At 59.8% G+C, this 17,390-nt stretch carries 17 protein-coding genes and 1 tRNA gene; 16 read left to right on the forward strand and 2 right to left on the reverse strand.

What is annotated here, in order from left to right; translation table 11 throughout:
- Positions 1-26: 26 nt before the first annotated feature.
- The 7 genes from ilvD (at position 27) to V5B39_RS08225 (ending at position 7,453) form a co-directional block, all read left to right on the forward strand.
- Positions 27-1,883 carry a dihydroxy-acid dehydratase gene (ilvD, locus tag V5B39_RS08195; protein ID WP_332342406.1) on the forward strand — a complete coding sequence of 619 codons (1,857 nt, stop codon included), beginning with the start codon at positions 27-29 and terminating at the stop codon, positions 1,881-1,883.
- A gap of 172 nt (positions 1,884-2,055) precedes the next feature.
- The gene (locus V5B39_RS08200) at positions 2,056-2,367 is read left to right on the forward strand and encodes a c-type cytochrome (RefSeq protein WP_332342407.1); all 312 of its coding nucleotides are present in this window, start codon (positions 2,056-2,058) and stop codon (positions 2,365-2,367) included.
- A gap of 181 nt (positions 2,368-2,548) precedes the next feature.
- Positions 2,549-3,769: a branched-chain amino acid ABC transporter substrate-binding protein gene (locus tag V5B39_RS08205; RefSeq protein ID WP_332342408.1), complete on the forward strand. Its 1,221-nt coding sequence runs from the start codon at positions 2,549-2,551 to the stop codon at positions 3,767-3,769.
- Between the two features lie 173 nt (positions 3,770-3,942).
- Positions 3,943-4,866, forward strand: coding sequence for a branched-chain amino acid ABC transporter permease (locus V5B39_RS08210; protein ID WP_332342409.1), 924 nt, complete (start codon positions 3,943-3,945; stop codon positions 4,864-4,866).
- Positions 4,863-5,948, forward strand: a complete 1,086-nt coding sequence (locus V5B39_RS08215; RefSeq protein ID WP_332342410.1) for an ABC transporter permease subunit — start codon at positions 4,863-4,865, stop codon at positions 5,946-5,948. Before V5B39_RS08210 ends, V5B39_RS08215 begins: the two co-directional genes overlap by 4 nt.
- A gap of 2 nt (positions 5,949-5,950) precedes the next feature.
- Positions 5,951-6,733 carry an ABC transporter ATP-binding protein gene (locus V5B39_RS08220; RefSeq protein WP_332342411.1) on the forward strand — a complete coding sequence of 261 codons (783 nt, stop codon included), beginning with the start codon at positions 5,951-5,953 and terminating at the stop codon, positions 6,731-6,733.
- A 15-nt stretch (positions 6,734-6,748) separates the two neighbouring features.
- Positions 6,749-7,453: an ABC transporter ATP-binding protein gene (locus V5B39_RS08225; protein ID WP_332342412.1), complete on the forward strand. Its 705-nt coding sequence runs from the start codon at positions 6,749-6,751 to the stop codon at positions 7,451-7,453.
- A 27-nt stretch (positions 7,454-7,480) separates the two neighbouring features.
- Here the strand turns inward: V5B39_RS08225 and V5B39_RS08230 are convergent, their stop codons facing one another.
- The gene (locus tag V5B39_RS08230) at positions 7,481-8,638 is read right to left on the reverse strand and encodes an EAL and HDOD domain-containing protein (protein WP_332342413.1); all 1,158 of its coding nucleotides are present in this window, start codon (positions 8,636-8,638) and stop codon (positions 7,481-7,483) included.
- Between the two features lie 7 nt (positions 8,639-8,645).
- Positions 8,646-9,737 carry a CDP-6-deoxy-delta-3,4-glucoseen reductase gene (locus V5B39_RS08235; RefSeq protein ID WP_332342414.1) on the reverse strand — a complete coding sequence of 364 codons (1,092 nt, stop codon included), beginning with the start codon at positions 9,735-9,737 and terminating at the stop codon, positions 8,646-8,648.
- Positions 9,738-9,776: 39 nt separating this feature from the next.
- Between V5B39_RS08235 and V5B39_RS08240 the strand changes: the two genes are divergently transcribed.
- The 9 genes from V5B39_RS08240 to ampD all read left to right on the forward strand — a co-directional run bounded on the left by V5B39_RS08240 (position 9,777) and on the right by ampD (position 17,341).
- Positions 9,777-10,676, forward strand: coding sequence for an SDR family oxidoreductase (locus V5B39_RS08240; RefSeq protein ID WP_332342415.1), 900 nt, complete (start codon positions 9,777-9,779; stop codon positions 10,674-10,676).
- Positions 10,676-11,092 (forward strand): CopD family protein, encoded by a 417-nt coding sequence (locus tag V5B39_RS08245; RefSeq protein WP_332342416.1) that lies wholly within the window; start codon positions 10,676-10,678, stop codon positions 11,090-11,092. Before V5B39_RS08240 ends, V5B39_RS08245 begins: the two co-directional genes overlap by 1 nt.
- 25 nt (positions 11,093-11,117) lie before the next feature.
- Entirely contained in the window at positions 11,118-12,296 is a 1,179-nt protein-coding gene (locus V5B39_RS08250) for a THUMP domain-containing class I SAM-dependent RNA methyltransferase (protein ID WP_332342417.1), read from the forward strand.
- A gap of 55 nt (positions 12,297-12,351) precedes the next feature.
- On the forward strand, positions 12,352-13,320 hold the full coding sequence (locus V5B39_RS08255; protein WP_332342418.1) for a polyprenyl synthetase family protein: 969 nt from the start codon (positions 12,352-12,354) through the stop codon (positions 13,318-13,320).
- Positions 13,321-13,338: 18 nt separating this feature from the next.
- Positions 13,339-13,415: transfer RNA gene (locus V5B39_RS08260), tRNA-Pro, on the forward strand.
- A 154-nt stretch (positions 13,416-13,569) separates the two neighbouring features.
- Positions 13,570-13,803 carry a PP0621 family protein gene (locus V5B39_RS08265; RefSeq protein ID WP_332342419.1) on the forward strand — a complete coding sequence of 78 codons (234 nt, stop codon included), beginning with the start codon at positions 13,570-13,572 and terminating at the stop codon, positions 13,801-13,803.
- Between the two features lie 6 nt (positions 13,804-13,809).
- On the forward strand, positions 13,810-15,396 hold the full coding sequence (locus tag V5B39_RS08270) for a sensor histidine kinase (protein ID WP_332342420.1): 1,587 nt from the start codon (positions 13,810-13,812) through the stop codon (positions 15,394-15,396).
- On the forward strand, positions 15,390-16,760 hold the full coding sequence (locus V5B39_RS08275; protein ID WP_332342421.1) for a sigma-54-dependent transcriptional regulator: 1,371 nt from the start codon (positions 15,390-15,392) through the stop codon (positions 16,758-16,760). The genes V5B39_RS08270 and V5B39_RS08275 overlap by 7 nt, the downstream gene beginning before the upstream one ends.
- Entirely contained in the window at positions 16,757-17,341 is a 585-nt protein-coding gene (gene ampD / locus V5B39_RS08280; RefSeq protein ID WP_434735669.1) for a 1,6-anhydro-N-acetylmuramyl-L-alanine amidase AmpD, read from the forward strand. The genes V5B39_RS08275 and ampD overlap by 4 nt, the downstream gene beginning before the upstream one ends.
- Positions 17,342-17,390 lie beyond the last annotated feature (49 nt).

Genomic DNA, 17,390 nt, shown 5'->3' on the forward strand with positions numbered 1-17,390 from the left:
GGCGTGTTCCGGATTGGAGATCGGCAATGCCACACTATCGTTCCCGCACCTCGACGCACGGTCGCAACATGGCTGGCGCGCGCGCGCTTTGGCGTGCCACTGGCATGCAGGACGGCGATTTCGGCAAACCGATCATCGCCGTCGTCAATTCCTTCACGCAGTTCGTTCCCGGACACGTGCATCTCAAGGATCTGGGCCAGCTAGTCGCGCGCGAGATCGAGATTGCGGGTGGCGTGGCCAAGGAGTTCAATACCATTGCCATCGACGACGGGATCGCCATGGGGCACGATGGCATGCTCTATTCATTACCCTCGCGTGATCTGATCGCCGATTCCGTCGAATACATGGTCAATGCGCACTGTGCCGACGCGATGGTGTGCATTTCGAATTGCGACAAGATCACCCCCGGCATGCTGATGGCGGCGATGCGGGTGAACATCCCGACGATCTTCGTTTCCGGTGGTCCGATGGAAGCCGGCAAGGTGAAATGGGGTGGCAAGGTGATTGCGGTCGACCTCGTCGATGCGATGGTCAAGGGTGGCGACAGCCATTGTTCGGACGAGGAAGTCAACACTTTCGAACGCTCGGCGTGCCCGACCTGTGGTTCGTGTTCGGGAATGTTTACCGCCAATTCGATGAACTGCCTGACCGAGGCGCTCGGCTTTTCCCTGCCCGGCAACGGGAGTCTTCTGGCCACCCATGCGGATCGCCGAGGGCTGTTTCTGCAGGCGGGACGCCAGATCGTCGACCTCTGCCGCCGCTATTACGAGCAGGACGACGCCTCGGTATTGCCGCGTGCCATCGGCAGTTTCGCAGCCTTCGAGAACGCGATGACGCTGGACGTGTCGATGGGCGGTTCGACGAATACCGTGCTGCACATTCTGGCGGCTGCGCAGGAGGGGGGTGTGAACTTCACGATGGACGACATTGACCGCATCTCGCGCAGGGTTCCCTGTCTGGCCAAGGTCGCTCCGGCGACGCCCGATTATCATATGGAAGATGTGCATCGGGCCGGCGGCATTTTCGCGATTCTCGGCGAGCTCGACCGTGCCGGCCTGCTGCATCGCGGCGTGCCGACCGTGCATGCCAGAACTCTCGGCGAGGCGATCGACCGCTGGGATGTGATCCGTACAGAAGACCCGCAGGTGTTCGAGTTCTACCAGGCGGCACCGGGCGGCATTCCGACGCAGAAGGCTTTCTCGCAGAACCGGAGGTATCCGGATCTGGATCTCGATCGTGCGCGCGGCTGCATTCGCAATCAGGCCAACGCCTATTCGCAGGACGGCGGCCTGGCCGTGCTCTACGGCAATATCGCAAGTGACGGCTGCATCGTCAAAACCGCCGGTGTGGATGAGAGCATCTGGGTGTTTACCGGCAAGGCGCGGGTGTTCGAGAGCCAGGACGATGCCGTGCAAGCGATTCTCGGCGACCAGATCAAGGCCGGCGAGGTGGTAGTGATTCGTTACGAAGGGCCGAAAGGCGGGCCGGGGATGCAGGAAATGCTCTACCCCACGTCTTATCTGAAGTCGAAAGGACTGGGCAAGGTCTGCGCGTTGCTCACTGACGGCCGCTTTTCGGGAGGGACCTCGGGACTGTCGATCGGGCATGTTTCACCGGAAGCCGCTGAGGGCGGCGCGATCGGTCTGATTGAGGAGGGCGACCTGATCGAGATCGACATTCCCGGACGCCGCATCCATCTGGTTCTTGCCGATTCCGAACTGGCCACGCGTCGTACGGCGATGGACGCCAAGGCGGCGTCTGCCTGGCGGCCGCGAGCCGCGCGTCAGCGGGTCGTTTCCCAGGCCTTGCAGGCCTATGCGTTGATGGCCACTTCGGCTGCCACCGGCGCGGTGCGCGACCTGAGACAGTTGAAGCGGATCTGAGGGAGCATGCGCCATGCCGGGTTCTGGCAAGGTCAACGCTCGCCGTTGTCGATGCGTTGATCAAAGGGTAACGCTGGCGGTATCGGCAAAACCGATCAGGAGGCTTTCCAAGCTGGCCAAACTGAAATACTATCGGAGCGTTGCAACCCCCTCATCTGAACGGAGTAATAGCATGAAAGCGATCTACGTGTGTCTGCTGGCTGCTGCCGGCGTAATGTCTGCTGGTGCTGTCCAGGCTCAGGACGCCGAAGCCTTGGCCAAGTCGAAGAACTGTCTGTCGTGTCACGCGGTCGACAAGAAGGTCGTGGGCCCGTCATACAAGGATGTGGCCAAGAAGTACACAGCGAAGGACGAAGCGGCGCTGTCCGCGAAAATCATCAAGGGCGGCAAGGGTGCCTGGGGTGAGATACCGATGCCGCCGAATCCGTCTGTTACGCCCGATGAGGCGACCAAACTCGCGAAGTGGATCCTCAGCCAGAAATGAGGACTGACTGAACAAGAAACCGGCTGCGTGCCGGTTTCTTGTTTTGAAGACGCACTTCAGGAACAGCATATGCCGGTCGGGAAAGCAGGGGAATCTATATGCTGGTTGACAAGGCCCTGATGTGCTTGGACAATCGCGCGTTCGTTAGCCCAGTCAGAACACCCTATTGGAGATCAAAATCATGAACAATGTACGTATACCTGGTGTACTCGTCGTTCTGGCCGCCTCGGTGGCTATCATTGGTTGTGGAAAGAAGGAAGAGCCCAAGGCCGCTGCCCCGGCCCCGGCCCCGGCTGCTGCTGCCCCTGCGCCAGCACCGAAGCCGGAAATGGTCGTGAAAATCGGTCACGTCGCACCGCTGACCGGCCCCATCGCGCATCTTGGCAAGGACAACGAAAATGGCGCCCGCTTGGCCGTTGACGATGCCAATGCGAAAAAGATCGAGATCGATGGCAAGGTCATCAAGTTCGAACTCCTTGGCGAGGATGATCAGGCAGATCCGAAAACTGGTACTGTCGTAGCCCAGAAACTGGTCGATGCCAAGGTGGCCGGCGTCGTCGGTCACCTGAACTCGGGTACCACCATTCCGGCCTCGGCCATCTACAACCAGTCCGGACTGCCACAGATTTCACCGTCAGCAACGAATCCGAAGTATACCCAGCAGGGTTTCAACACCGCTTTCCGGGTGATGGCCAACGACATCCAGCAGGGTTCTGTGATCGGTACCTACGCAGCCAAGGACATGGGCGCCAAAAAGTTCGCGATCATCGACGACCGTACGGCTTATGGTCAGGGTCTGGCTGATGAGGTCGAGAAAGCTGCCAAGGCGGCTGGTGCGACCGTTGTCGCCCGCGAGTTTACCAATGACAAGGCGACTGACTTCAAGGCCATTCTGACCAAGATCAAGGCCAAGAATCCCGATGTGATCTTCCTCGGTGGCATGGATGCGGTCGGTGGCCCGATGCTCAAGCAGATCAAGGAACTCGGGATCAAGGCCAAGTTCACCACCGGCGACGGCGGCTGTTCGCCCGAACTGATCAAGCTTGCCGGTGCGGCGTCCGAGGGCGTGATCTGCTCACAAGCGGGTCTGCCTCCCGAGAAGCTCCCGAATGGCCAGAAGTTCCTCGAAGACTTTACCAAGAAGTATGGTCAGATCCAGATCTACTCGCCGTACAGCTATGATGCAGTGATGGTCCTGGTCGACGCCATGAAGCGTGCCAACTCGGTTGACCCGGTCAAGTATCTGCCGGAAGTGGGCAAGACCGCTTATGATGGCGTGACCGGCAAGATTGAGTTCGACGAAAAGGGCGACATCAAGAATGGCGCGATCACGGTTTTTGAGATCAAGGATGGCAAACTCGCCACGCTGAAATCCGAAGGTGGTACGGCAGCCGGCAAATAAGCACTTCCGCTAGTCTAGCGAGGGAATGGCTGCGGCCATTCCCCTGTTCTCCTGAATTCGCATCCGCTCAGCATCAACCGCGCCTTGCTTCCGCACCCTCCCACGCACGATCCTGCTGGCATGAGTCGGAGACGATGGTTCGCCACCAGCGCCTTGTTGCGGAAAGCCTGACCATGGACACTCTTCTCCAGCAGTTGATCAACGGCCTCACTCTGGGTGCCGTCTACGCGCTGGTCGCTCTTGGCTACACGATGGTGTACGGCATCATCGGCCTGATCAACTTTGCCCACGGTGAGGTGGTGATGATCGGGACGATGGTCGCCTTCACCGTGATCGTTTTTCTCGCCGGTTCCGGCATGCCGCCACTGCTGGTTCTCGGCGTGGGTTTGCTGGTTTCGGTAGCGGTCTGCATGGTGCTCGGCTGGGCTCTCGAACGGGTAGCCTATCGCCCATTGCGGCATGCGCCGAGACTGACCCCGCTGATTACCGCGATTGGCATGTCGATCGTTCTGCAGAATGTGGCGATGATCATCTGGGGTCGCAACTACATCACTTTTCCACCGATGATCAACAAGCAGATTTATGAAGTTGGCGGTGCCAGTTTCACCAACGTACAGGTTGCGATCGTTTCCCTTGCGGCATTGGTGATGCTGGGGTTGATCTACCTGGTGCACCGTACGCGCATCGGCATGGCCATGCGGGCGACGGCGCAGAACCCGCACGTGGCCTCGCTGATGGGGGTCGATATCAATCGCGTGATCGCCATGGCCTTCATCATCGGCTCGGCACTGGGCGCGGTGGCGGGTTGCATGGTCGGTTCGTATTACGAGATTGCGCATTACCAGATGGGTTTCATGCTCGGCCTGAAGGCCTTCACGGCGGCCGTTCTCGGTGGCATCGGCAATCTCGCGGGCGCCATGGCCGGCGGCCTGTTGCTGGGCCTCATCGAGGCCCTGGGTGCCGGCTACATCGGTGACCTGACCGGCAATTTCCTCGGCAGCCACTACCAGGACATCTTTGCCTTCATCGTGTTGATCATCGTCCTGATGTTTCGCCCTTCGGGCCTGTTTGGTGAACGTACTGGAGATCGCGCATGAACGGATCCCTCAAGCGGCGCTCTGTCCTCATTCCCGGTCAGCGCCCCTGGCTAGGTTGCCTGTTGCTTGCGGCCGTCCTAGTGGCGGTGCCTTTCGTTGCCGCACTGGGTGGCCAGGCTTGGGTGCGAATTGCCAACTTCTCGATTCTCTATATTTTCCTGGCGCTTGGTCTGAACATCGTGGTCGGCTATGCAGGGCTGCTCGATCTCGGTTATGTCGCTTTTTACGCGGTTGGTGCCTATACCTATGCCCTCCTGGCATCGCCGCATTTCGGTATTCACCTGCCATTCTGGGTGATCCTGCCGCTGGGTGCCGGCTTGGCGTGCATCTTTGGGGTTCTGCTTGGCGCGCCGACCCTGAAGCTGCGGGGCGACTATCTGGCCATTGTGACACTCGGTTTTGGTGAGATCGTTCGCATCTTCATGAACAACCTGAATGCACCAATCAACGTCACCAACGGCGCGCAGGGAATTACCCTGATCGACCCGATCCGGATTGGCGATTTTTCGTTTGCCCAGACCAGTACCCTTCTTGGCGTGTCGTTTTCCGGGCCGCAGAAGTACTACTTTTTGCTGGTCGCGCTGGCGCTTCTGGTGATCGTCGTCAATATCCGCTTGCAGGACTCCCGCATCGGCCGGGCCTGGCAGGCAATTCGCGAGGATGAGGTGGCTGCCAAGGCCTGCGGGATCAACACCCGGAACATCAAGTTGCTGGCTTTCGCCATGGGTGCCTCGTTCGGAGGTATCGCAGGTGGCGTTTTTTCGGCAATGCAAGGATTCGTCAGTCCCGAGAGTTTTTCACTGATGGAATCGATCACCATTCTGGCGATGGTCGTTCTCGGCGGCATGGGCCATATCCCCGGCGTGATTCTCGGTGCAGTGCTGTTGACCGGTCTTCCCGAAGCTTTGCGTTACGGCATCGAGCCACTACAGCGAGGGCTCTTCGGGCGCATGATCATTGATCCGGAGAGCTTGCGGATGCTGGTCTTCGGTCTTGCTCTGGTGCTCGTGATGCGCTTCCGGCCGGCTGGTCTCTGGCCCTCGTCGCAACGCCGCCGCGAACTGGCCGAGAGTGCGGATTGACCATGAGCGTTAGCGAGAAACCGCTTCTTCTTGAAGCTCACGAGGTTGCCAAACATTTCGGCGGCGTCAAGGCCTTGCATGACGTTTCGCTGACCATTCGCCGGGGCGAGATCTATGGCCTGATCGGACCGAATGGCGCCGGCAAGACCACCTTCTTCAATTGCCTGACCGGTCTTTACAAGAATGAGAGCGGTCATTTCATCTTCGACGGCGTCAAGCTCGAAGCCGATGCACCGCACAAGGCCGCCGCGGTCGGGATTGCCCGCACCTTTCAGAACATTCGCCTGTTCGGCAACATGACGGCGATCGAGAACGTCATGGTTGGGCGCCATTTGCGCACGCGCGCGGGCGTCTTTGGCGCGATCAGCCGCAACCCGGCCACGCGAGCAGAAGAGGCAGCGATTGTCCGCCGCGCCGAAGAACTGTTGCACTATGTGGGAATTCATGAACGGGCCCATGACTATGCCAAGCATTTGTCCTACGGCGATCAGCGGCGCCTCGAGATTGCCCGCGCCCTTGCCACCGAACCCAAGCTGCTTGCACTCGACGAACCGGCCGCCGGAATGAACGGCACCGAAACTGAGGCTTTGCGCGTGCTTGTCGAAGGCATTTGCCGGGATGGCGTGACGGTCCTGTTGATCGAGCATGATGTCAAACTGGTGATGGGGCTGTGTGGGCGGGTGGCGGTACTCGATTATGGCGAGAAAATCTGTGAGGACGTACCTGCCGTGGTGCAGAAGGACGCGCGCGTGATCGAGGCCTACCTCGGTGGATCGGTGGCCTGAAGGGAACGATGAATCATGCTCGAAGTTAACGGTTTGCGCGTTTCCTATGGCGGTATCCAGGCCGTACGCGGCATCACCTTTCATGTCAATGAGGGCGAGATGGTAGCGCTGATCGGCGCTAACGGTGCCGGCAAGAGCAGTACCTTGAGAGCGCTGTCAAGATTGCTCGATCCCGCCGGTGGCAGTGTCCGCTATCGCGGCAAGGAACTGTTGGCCTTGCCGCCACACCGCCTGGTCGGTGAAGGGATCGCTCTGGTGCCAGAGGGCAGAGGGGTCTTCCCGCGCATGAGCAGCCTCGAGAACCTGCGCATGGGTGCCTACGCGCGCAACAACAAGGCGGAGATCGAAAGTGACCTCGAACAGGTGCTCGGGCACTTTCCCCGTCTCAAGGAACGAGCGCAGCAACTGGCGGGGACACTCTCCGGGGGGGAACAGCAGATGCTGGCGATTGGCCGGGCGATGATGAGCAAGCCGCGGCTGCTGCTGCTCGACGAACCCTCAATGGGGTTGGCGCCAATCATGGTGCAGAAAATCTTCGAGGTGATTTGTGCGGTGGCCAGCGAAGGGATGACCATTCTGCTCGTCGAGCAGAATGCCAAGCTGGCACTGGAAGTCAGTCAGCGTGGCTATGTCATGGAGAGCGGCGAGATCACGCTGACCAACGAGTCGAAGGCTCTGCTCACCGACCCGAAAGTGCGCGCCAGCTATCTGGGCGAATAGCGCGGGTGGGCGTTTGCCGTGCGGGACCTAAAACTCCATCGCATCGGCGAAGGCCAACGCTTGTATCTGGGCGCGGTTGAAGTGCGTGGCAGTCAGTCCGAGCATGGCCGCCTGATCGGCGATTGCCGCGCCATCATCGCGCTCACTGGCCAACGCCAGATCGAGAAAGGGTTGATAGCGACCGCCTCTGCCGAGCAGGGCATCACAGATTGGTTCGGGCAGGCGCATCGCTTCGAGCACGTGCTCCATGCCGACGCCGAGCAAGGCGTCGAGCAAAGAGAAAGCGCCGGTGATGAAGAGGTTGTCGTACTCCGACTTGTCGACCAGACCGCTGGCGAGCAACTCCATCAGGCGCGCTCTGAGCAGGGCGGTGTACATCAGCGCAGGTGCCATCGGGTCCTTGCTTGCTGTCGATAACAGCAGTGACAGCCAGCGGTTGAGCTTGTCGTAGCCGAGCATGTTGACGGCGTGCCGGAACGACTGGATTTCACAGGACAGGCCGAAACCGGCTGAATTGATGTAGCGCAGCAATTTGTACGAAATTGCGACATCGAGCTTGAGTGCGTCTTCGATTTCCCGAATGTCGGCATTCTTGCGGACCAGATTGAGCACCCGTACGATGTTCGCCTGTCCGGCACTGAGCTTCTTGGCCGGTACGCCGCTTGGCGAGGTGAAGAACCAGCCGGCCGCGGCCGTCATCCCGGCATCGATGCAGGCCCGGAAATCCTCGTGGGTATCGACATTGAAAGCAATACTGATGCCGAGCGAGCGTGTCCGGACAGCGAGTAGCTTGAGTTGGGACAGCGTGAAGCAGTGGGCGTCGAAACCGATGAAGCGGTACGGCACGCCGATCGTCAAGGCCTGCGCCGCTTGCGGATCAAAATGCAGGCACACCGTCGGCTGCCAGGTCTCCAGCGCCGCGATCAGGTCCGGTCCATGCGGGCTAAGCAAGATTGCCGCGGAGAATTCGAGGGTCGCGTTTTCCGGGGTCATCCAGTCGAGAATGCTGGCATTACAGTGGCTGCCGCAATTGATGAACAGCGGTTTTCCTCCCGGTGGCCAGACCTCTGCCAGCGCGCTGAGGGCGCCCACCGCGTCCCCCATGCCAACACCATTGCTCAGATGCAGCGTCAGACGGGTGGCGATGATCCTGCTTTGGCGATTGACCAGTGCTTGGCGGGACATGAATACTTCATTCATCTGGGGCAACCCCGGTATCGGAAGGATGGCTCGTAGGCAGCGCACGATTCGCACTCATCACCGCCAGCGTATCGGCAGCAAAGTCGAAAGAGTCCGCGAAGAATTCCTCTGCCGGCAACTGGCCATGGATCAGAAAATCTTGCCTGGCGGCGGTCACCATACCCGGTGAACCACAGACGTAGACCTGGTAGTCAGCAAGCCTGGGGTGATCGGCCATGGCCACTGCATGCACCAGACCGCGCCGACCCGGCCAGTATTCTGTAACCGGCGAGTCGGACAGGACCGGCGTGAAATCAATATGGGGATGCTGCACAGACCACTGTTTGGCAAGGGGCAGAAGGTAAAGGTCGGCGCGACGGCGCCCCCCCCAATAGACGTGCATCGGCCTGGTGCATGCTTCCGCGATGGCGTGTTCGACAATCGCCTTGATTGGTGCAAAACCCGTGCCGCCGGCAACCAGCAGCATCGGTTTTTGGGAGTTTTCGCGCATGAAGAAACTGCCGTGTGGCCCGCGCAGGCGCAGTAGGTCTCGTTCCTTCATGGTTCCAAAGACATGTCCGGTGAACTGGCCGCCTGGCACCTGCCGAACATGCAGTTGAAGAAAGTCGTCTGCGTGCGGTGCGTTAGCCAGCGAAAACGAGCGGCGCCGGCCTTCCTTGAGCAAAATGTCCACGTATTGGCCAGCGAGAAACTGCAGGCGCTCACTGGCAGGCAGTTTGAGGTCGATGATGATCACGTCCGGGGCGGCGCGCGTGAGCTTGTGCACGCGTGCTGGCAAGGTTCTGATCGGAATATCCTCGGTCGAGCTGACTTCCCGGCTCTCCAGGCACAGGTCGCTTCTCGCCATGGCACAGCAAAAGAGGGCGAAGCCGGCCTGGCGGTCGGCCGCACTGAGTACCTCGAACGGGGCTTTGCCGTGCGCCAGCTCGCCGCTCAGAACCTTGCCTCGACAGGTGCCACAAACACCATCCCGACAGCCGTACGGGAAGCTCAATCCCTGACGTAGCGCGGCTTCGAGAATGGTCTCGTCGGGCTCGGCGTGAAAGGTATGCCGGCTTGGCTGAACACTGACCTGAAAACCCATGGACTCTCCACAGATGCCTTAATCCGGTAAAATTACGCAGTGCAAAAACTCTTGATCGTTGGTTGCGGTGACATTGCCAGCCGCTTGCTTCCCCATCTGCTGGGCCATTATCGCGTTTTCGCGCTGTTACGCGATTCCGGGCAGTGCGCCTTCTGGCGCACAAGGGGTGCCCGACCCGTCCTGGCCGACCTCGATCAGCCGGCCAGTCTGAAGCGCATCGCCGGCCTGGCTGACGTTATTGTCCATCTGGCGCCGCCACCGAATACCAACCGACGAAGTCCTTTCGGCGGACAGCGCGATACCCGTACCAGCGGATTGCTTGCTGCGTTGGCCCGCGGCAGGAGTCTACCACAGCGCATCGTGTATATAAGCACCAGTGGTGTCTATGGCGATTGCCAGGGGGAACGGATTGACGAGACGCACGGCTTACGGCCGAAGACGGCACGCGCCTGCCGCCGTGTTGACGCCGAGCGCCAGTTACGCGCTTTTGGTCAGCGCGGCGTCGTTGTCAGCATCCTGCGTGTTCCTGGCATCTATGCTTCGGATCGCCTGCCGATCGAGCGTTTGCAAAAAAGGACGCCGGCGCTGTGCACGGCCGACGATGTCTATACCAACCATATCCATGCCGAGGATCTGGTGATGCTGACCTGTGCCGCGCTGCGTTATGGGCGCAGCAACCGCACCTACAATGCGAGCGATGATTCGGAAATCAGGATGGGCGAGTATTTCGATCTCGTTGCCGATCGTTTCGATCTGCCGCGTGTGCCGCGTCTTTCGCGTCGCGACGCCGAGCAGCAACTGTCGCCCCTGCAGTTGTCTTTCATGAGCGAATCGCGCCGTCTGAGCAACCAGCGGATCAAGAAGGAACTGCACTTCAGGCTGCGCTATAGCCGTGTCGAGGATGGTGTCGCCGCGGCCTGTGCGGAAAGGAAGCTTTGATGCTGATTGTCAAGGTGTTGCATCTCTGGATGGTGGTCAGCTGGTTTGCCGGCCTGTTCTACCTGCCGCGGATCTTTGTCAATCTGGCGATGGTGGCGCCGGACAGCGCTGCCGAGCGTGACCGCCTGCTGCTGATGGCCGGCAAGCTCTACCGTTTCATGACTCCGATCGCCGCTCTGGCGGTTGCCTTGGGCCTTTGGCTATGGGTTGGTTTCGGTTTCTCGGGTGGCTGGTTGCACGCCAAGACGGCTTTGGTGGTGGCGTTGCTGGCCTATCATGCGTATTGCAATCGGCTCTTGCGCGACTTTCGGGCTGGCCGCAACCGCCATGGCCACGTTTGGTATCGCTGGTTCAATGAACTGCCGGTCCTGGTGCTACTGGCGGTGACCTACCTGGCCGTGGTCAAGCCATTCTAGTGCGCCTGTCGGGAGACAATCACTCGTGGAAACGTTTTTTGCAAGCTGCCCGCGCGGCTTGGAGCAACTGCTGCTTGAAGACCTCAGGGTGGCGGGTGCGCGTGATCTCAGACCGATCTTCGGTGGCGTGCATTTCCTCGCCGACTGGCCGGTCTGCTACCGTGCCAATCTGTACTCACGGATTGCCACGCGCATCCTCTGGCGAGTAGCGCTGGCGCCTTATGGCAACGAAGAGGACATCTATCGCCTGGCGCTCGATACTCCCTGGCCGAAGTGGTTCGTTTCCGAGCAGACCCTTCGGGTGGACGTCAACGCCATCAAGAGCTCATTGAAAAGCCTCGAATTCGTGACCCTGCGAATCAAGGACGCGATCTGCGATCGTTTTCGCCGTGAAACCGGCAAGCGCCCGAGTGTCGATACGCGCCAGCCGGACCTGCGGGTATACGGTTTCATCAGCAAGGACGAATGCACCCTCTACCTCGATACCTCGGGCGCGCCACTCTACCAGCGCGGATTTCGCCAGAAGACGGTCGATGCACCGCTCAAGGAAAACCTCGCTGCCGGCATTCTACGCCTCAGCGGTTGGCAACCAGGCGTCGCTCTGCTCGACCCGATGTGCGGCAGTGGCACCTTTCTGCTCGAAGCCGCGCAAATCGCTCTCGGTGTGGCGCCTGGTGCGAGGCGTCCCTTTGCCTTCGAGCAGCTACGCCATTTTGACCGGGCGGTCTGGCAGCGGCTGCTCGAAGCCGCGCGTGCCGGGGAAGCGGCGGCTACCGATGCGGGAATTTTTGGCAGCGATCTCTCGCCGGTTGCCGTGCGCGCCGCGCTGGCCAATCTCGACCGCGCCGGACTGCTGCCGCTGGTCACCTTAAACACCGGCGACTTGCTTGAAATCAAGGCTCCAGCCGAGCACGGCGTGATGGTCAGCAATCCGCCCTACGGCGAACGCGTCTCCGACCATGACCAGTTGGCGCAGTTTTACCCCTTGCTCGGCAGTGCGCTAAAGCGCCGCTTCGCTGGCTGGAACTGCTACCTGATCAGCGCCGACACCCGTCTGCCGAAAATGGTCCGTCTGACCCCCAGCAGGAAGATACCCCTGTTCAACGGGGCGCTGGAATGCCGTCTTTATGAATTCCGGATGGTGGCGGGCAGCAACCGTGGCAGCACGGCGAATTCCTCGATTCTTGACAGTTCGTGCAGTTGACGCCGAACAGGCCGGCGCCTAAGATCACAAGGTTTTTTTGCCAGGGTGCTGTGCGGTGAGAATGGAGCAGTTATACAACCTGATCAGGTCTGATCTGGAGGCGGTTGACGCGGTGATCCGCCAGCGACTCCATTCCGACGTGGTACTGGTTCGGCAGGTCGCCGAATACATCGTTCAGAGTGGCGGCAAGAGACTGCGTCCGGCACTGGTACTGCTTTCGGCTGGTGCGCTGGGTTATCGCGGTACGCATCACCACGAACTGTCCGCAGTGATCGAGTTCATTCATACGGCCACCTTGCTACATGACGATGTGGTCGACGCTTCCGACCTGCGGCGCGGCCGTGAGACCGCCAACGCGATGTTCGGTAACTCGGCCAGCGTGCTGGTGGGTGACTTTCTGTATTCGCGAGCCTTCCAGATGATGGTTACAGTCAACGACATGCGCATCATGCGGGTGTTGTCGGATGCAACCAACCTCATTGCCGAGGGCGAAGTGTTGCAATTGATGAACTGCCACGACGCCAACGTCGATGAGGCGAGTTATCTGCAAGTGATCCGCTACAAGACGGCAAAGCTGTTCGAGGCAGCGGCACAACTGGGCGCGATCATCGGCGGCGCCACGGTCGCCATCGAGCAGGCGATGGCGACCTACGGCATCCATCTGGGGACAGCGTTTCAGTTGATTGACGACGTGCTTGACTATTCGGGCGCTGAACTGGAGACCGGCAAGCATCTCGGTGACGACCTGGCTGAAGGTAAGCCAACGCTGCCCCTGATTTTCGTACTTCAGAACGGGACCGCGGAACAGGCGGCCTGCGTACGGCAGGCGATCGAGAGTGGTGGGCGCGACGCACTGCCCGAGGTGTTGGCGGCGATTCGCGCAACGGGGGCGCTCGAATACGCGACACAGAAGGCCAAGGCGGAGGCAGAGCGCGCTGCGCTTGTGCTCGAACAGGTCCCCCCTTCTCAATACAAGGATTCCTTGTTAGAATTATGCCTCTTCGCAGTAGCTAGAAGCTATTAGCACTGTCGTCGCATCGGTCGGGGCGTAGCTCAGCCTGGTAGAGTACTGCGTTCGGGACGCAGGAGTCGGAGGTTCGAATCCTCTCGCCCCGACCAACCGTTGCCTGTCGGTCTTTCCCGAACCGTTCGACAGCGCGTCCCCTGCATATTCCCGGTATCTTTTCCCGGAGATTGCCGAAATCCGGTCAGTGATACGCTCTGCCCGCGATCGTTCTGCTATGCTTGAGCGCTCTGCGGGACTTCTCTGGCAATGACGAAATTTCTACTGCTAATCGGGCTGGTGTGGCTTGTCTGGTGGGCTTGCCGAAAGTCGTGGACGGCACACCGCGGTACTCGACTGCCGGTCGAGAAACTCGAAACCGAACAGATGGTTGAGTGTTCTTACTGTGGAGTCAATCAGCCCGTCAGCGAGAGCATTCTGGCCAATGGCCGTTACTATTGCTGCGCTGCCCACCTTCGTGAAGCCCAGTCCGACGGCGCCTGAGCGGCCATGTTGAGTACGCCGGAGGTCGGTGCCGAGGGCTTTTCCGAGACGCACTGGAAATCGCTCCGCTATTTTAACCTCTATCGCTTCGCGGTGGCCGCGCTGCTTTTTTTCTCCGCGCTGCTATACCCGTCCGCCCTGCTTGTCCTTACACCGCAACAGGGCTTGCTGCACCTGTTGCTGGCCAGTGCCTACCTGGTGAGCACTGCGCTGACGGTGATCCTGGCGTATCGCCATCGCCAGCATGCCAGCATGCAACTTACCGCCAGCGTCATGGTTGATGTGGTGGTGGTAACGTGGCTGATTCACGTCGGCGGCGGGCTGGGTAGCGGACTCGGATCCATGCTGCTGGTGACACTGGCCGGTGCCGGTTTGGTTGGGCAGGGACGCCTGGTATTGTTCTATGCGGCGATGGCCACACTGGCCGTTCTCTTTGAACAGTCTTACCGGGCAACACTGCACAATGATTTCGATGCTGCCGGATTCTTCCACACCGGGATCTTCTGTGCCGGGTTCTTTGCGGTCGCTGTATCGGCCCGCCTGCTGGCCCGTCGGGTGATTGCCAACGAGGTGCTGGCAAGACAGCGCGGCGTTGACCTGAACAACCAGACGGTGATCAGCCAGCGTGTGATCGAAGAGATGCAGGATGGCGTGCTGGTGCTCAGCCGCACTGGCCAGGTCAGGCAAAGCAACCCTCGCGCCAGGCAACTGCTGGCATTGCATGGCGGCAGTGAGGTCAGCGAGTGTTCGCCTGAACTGATGCAGGGTTTCGTTGACTGGTGTCGGGACCCTGGTGATGAGGATGCGTTGGTCAGCGTGCCAGCCAGTGGCATGCAATTGCGAGCGCGGTTCGTTGGCACTGCGAGCACTGAAAACGATGTGCTCGTTTTTCTCGAGGATATCGGCCGTTTGCAGGAACAGGCACGGCAGATCAAACTAGCCGCTCTCGGGCGACTGACTGCCAACATCGCGCACGAGATTCGCAACCCGCTCTCGGCGATCAGTCATGCCGGCGAGTTGCTCCGTGAAGAGCGGCGTGGAGAGTTGTATGAGCGCCTGTTGCGCATCGTTCTCGACAATACTCAGCGTCTGGAGCGTATCGTCAACGATATTCTCGAACTTGGTCGCCGCGACCGCAGCTATCGTGAACGGATCGACCTGCGCGAGGTTCTGCCTTTATTCATCGAAGAATATCGGGTCAAGGAAAACTTGTCGGCAGAGGTGGTTCGTCTTGAGATGTCAGGAGTCGCCACCCTTTGTTTTGATCGTTCGCATTTTGATCGGGTATTGTGGAATCTGATGGGCAATGCATTGCGGCATTCACAGCGTACTGCGAATAGTATTTGTTTGCTGGTTTGTGATGCCCCCGCCGATGGTCAATTGGAACTCCATGTAATTGACGATGGGAAGGGCGTTGACGATACTTGTCGTGAACAGATCTTTGAACCGTTCTTTACCACGCACCATCGCGGTACCGGTCTGGGTCTCTACATCGCGCGTGAGTTGTGTGAAGCAAATGGGGCGCAACTTGAACTCCAGAAGTCGGGGCCAGGTGCCGATTTCTGTCTCTTGGGGAGGTCGGTTGAGTGTTAGCTGGCAAAACTGAACGGCGTCCGCGTGGCGAGTTGGCGAGAGTGCTGGTGGTCGATGATGAGGCGGATATTCGTGAGCTTCTTGATCTGACGCTGGCGCGCATGGGGCTCTCGGCAGACTGTGCGGGGAGTGTGACGGAGGCGCGGGTGTTGCTTGGGCAGCAGCGCTATCAACTGTGTCTGACCGACATGCGTCTTCCTGACGGCGAGGGACTGGAGATCGTTCGGCTGATCGGTGAGCGCTACGGCGAGACTCCCGTCGCAGTGATCACGGCTTTTGGCAGTACCCAGAACGCGGTGGCCGCGCTCAAGGCAGGTGCTTTTGACTATCTGGCCAAACCGGTAGCGTTGGAGCAATTGCGCAGCTTGATCAAATCAGCGCTCAGTTTGCCGCGTCGTCGGGCGGGTGTGCTTGGGGAAGAACCGGTGGACCTGGCCGCCCAACTGATCGGACCCTCGGCGGCGATCGAACATGTCCGTGAGATGATCGACAAATTGGCCCGCACTCAGGCACCGGTCTATATTTCCGGGGAGTCGGGGACCGGCAAGGAACTGGCTGCGCGCCTGATACACGATCAGAGTGCCCGTCGTGCCTCTCCCTTCGTGCCGGTGAATTGTGGAGCGATTCCCGAGCATCTGATGGAGAGCGAATTCTTCGGTTATCGCAAGGGCGCATTTACGGGGGCGGACAGCGATCGCGAGGGATTCTTCCAGGCCGCTCATGGTGGAACGCTGTTTCTTGACGAACTGGCTGATTTGCCACTGCCGATGCAGGTCAAACTGTTGCGGGCCATTCAGGAAAAGAAGATACGCAAGGTGGGCAGCACAGTCGAAGAAGCGGTCGATGTGCGCATCATTTCGGCGACCCACCGTTTGCTCAGTGACTGTGTCGATGCCGGAACCTTCCGCCAGGATCTCTATTATCGGGTGAACGTCATCGAACTCAGAATGCCGCCTTTGCGCGAACGTGAAGAGGATGTCGAGCCCCTGGTCGAAGCATTGCTGGTACGCCTCTGCGGAGCGCATCCGCCACGACTGGAAGCGCACGCCCTGGCGGCGCTGAAAGCGTACAGTTTTCCGGGTAATGTGCGAGAACTCGAAAATATCCTCGAGCGGGCTACCGCACTGTGTAACAACGCTACAGTGAATCTCGACGATCTGCAGTTGGCACCGGAAAAGGCGGCCAGCGGCAGCGTGGGCCGCGAAGATGAAACGCTCGACGACTACATCAACCGTGTCGAGAGGCAAGCGATTCTTGATGCCCTGGCCAAGACGGCGTTCAACCGTACCGCAGCGGCCAGACTGCTCGGGGTCACTTTCCGTTCGTTGCGCTACCGGATCGAGCGGCTCGGTATCGAGGAGTGAGCTCCCTGTTGTGCTGGGCGACAGATCCGGAAATCAGGCCTGACGGCTGGCTTGAAGGCGTGCGGCATATCGAATCGCCCCATTGTGATGAACGTCCGCCGGGTGAGGCCGTTTCGCTGATCGTTATCCATGCCATCAGTCTGCCACCGGCACAGTTCGGTGGTGAGGGTATCGTGCACTTGTTTACCAATCGGCTCGACGCCGCCGCCCATTCTTACTTCGCGCAGATCAGCCATTTGCGCGTCTCGGCGCATTTTCTCATTCGTCGCGATGGCGAGCTGATCCAGTTTGTCTCCTGCCGGCAGCGTGCTTGGCATGCTGGCCTTTCCTCCTGGCAGGGGCGACCGCGGTGCAATGATTTTTCCTTGGGGATTGAACTGGAAGGCTGTGACGAGTTGCCATTCGAGGAGCTACAGTACGTGTGTCTACTGCAACTGCTGCGGCTGTTGTGTGTTCATTACCCGATTGCAGCGGTTGCCGGGCACAGCGACATCTCGCCAGGCCGCAAGACCGACCCCGGCCCCTGCTTCGACTGGCAGCGCCTCGCAGCCATCGGCGATTTTCCCGGGGCCTTGCGCTGAGTGTCGGGGCGCATCGAGCGAGAATACCGGTCGAGGCCAGACCGGTGCA

This window comes from Accumulibacter sp. (assembly GCF_036625275.1).
Classification (GTDB): Bacteria; Pseudomonadota; Gammaproteobacteria; order Burkholderiales; family Rhodocyclaceae; genus Accumulibacter.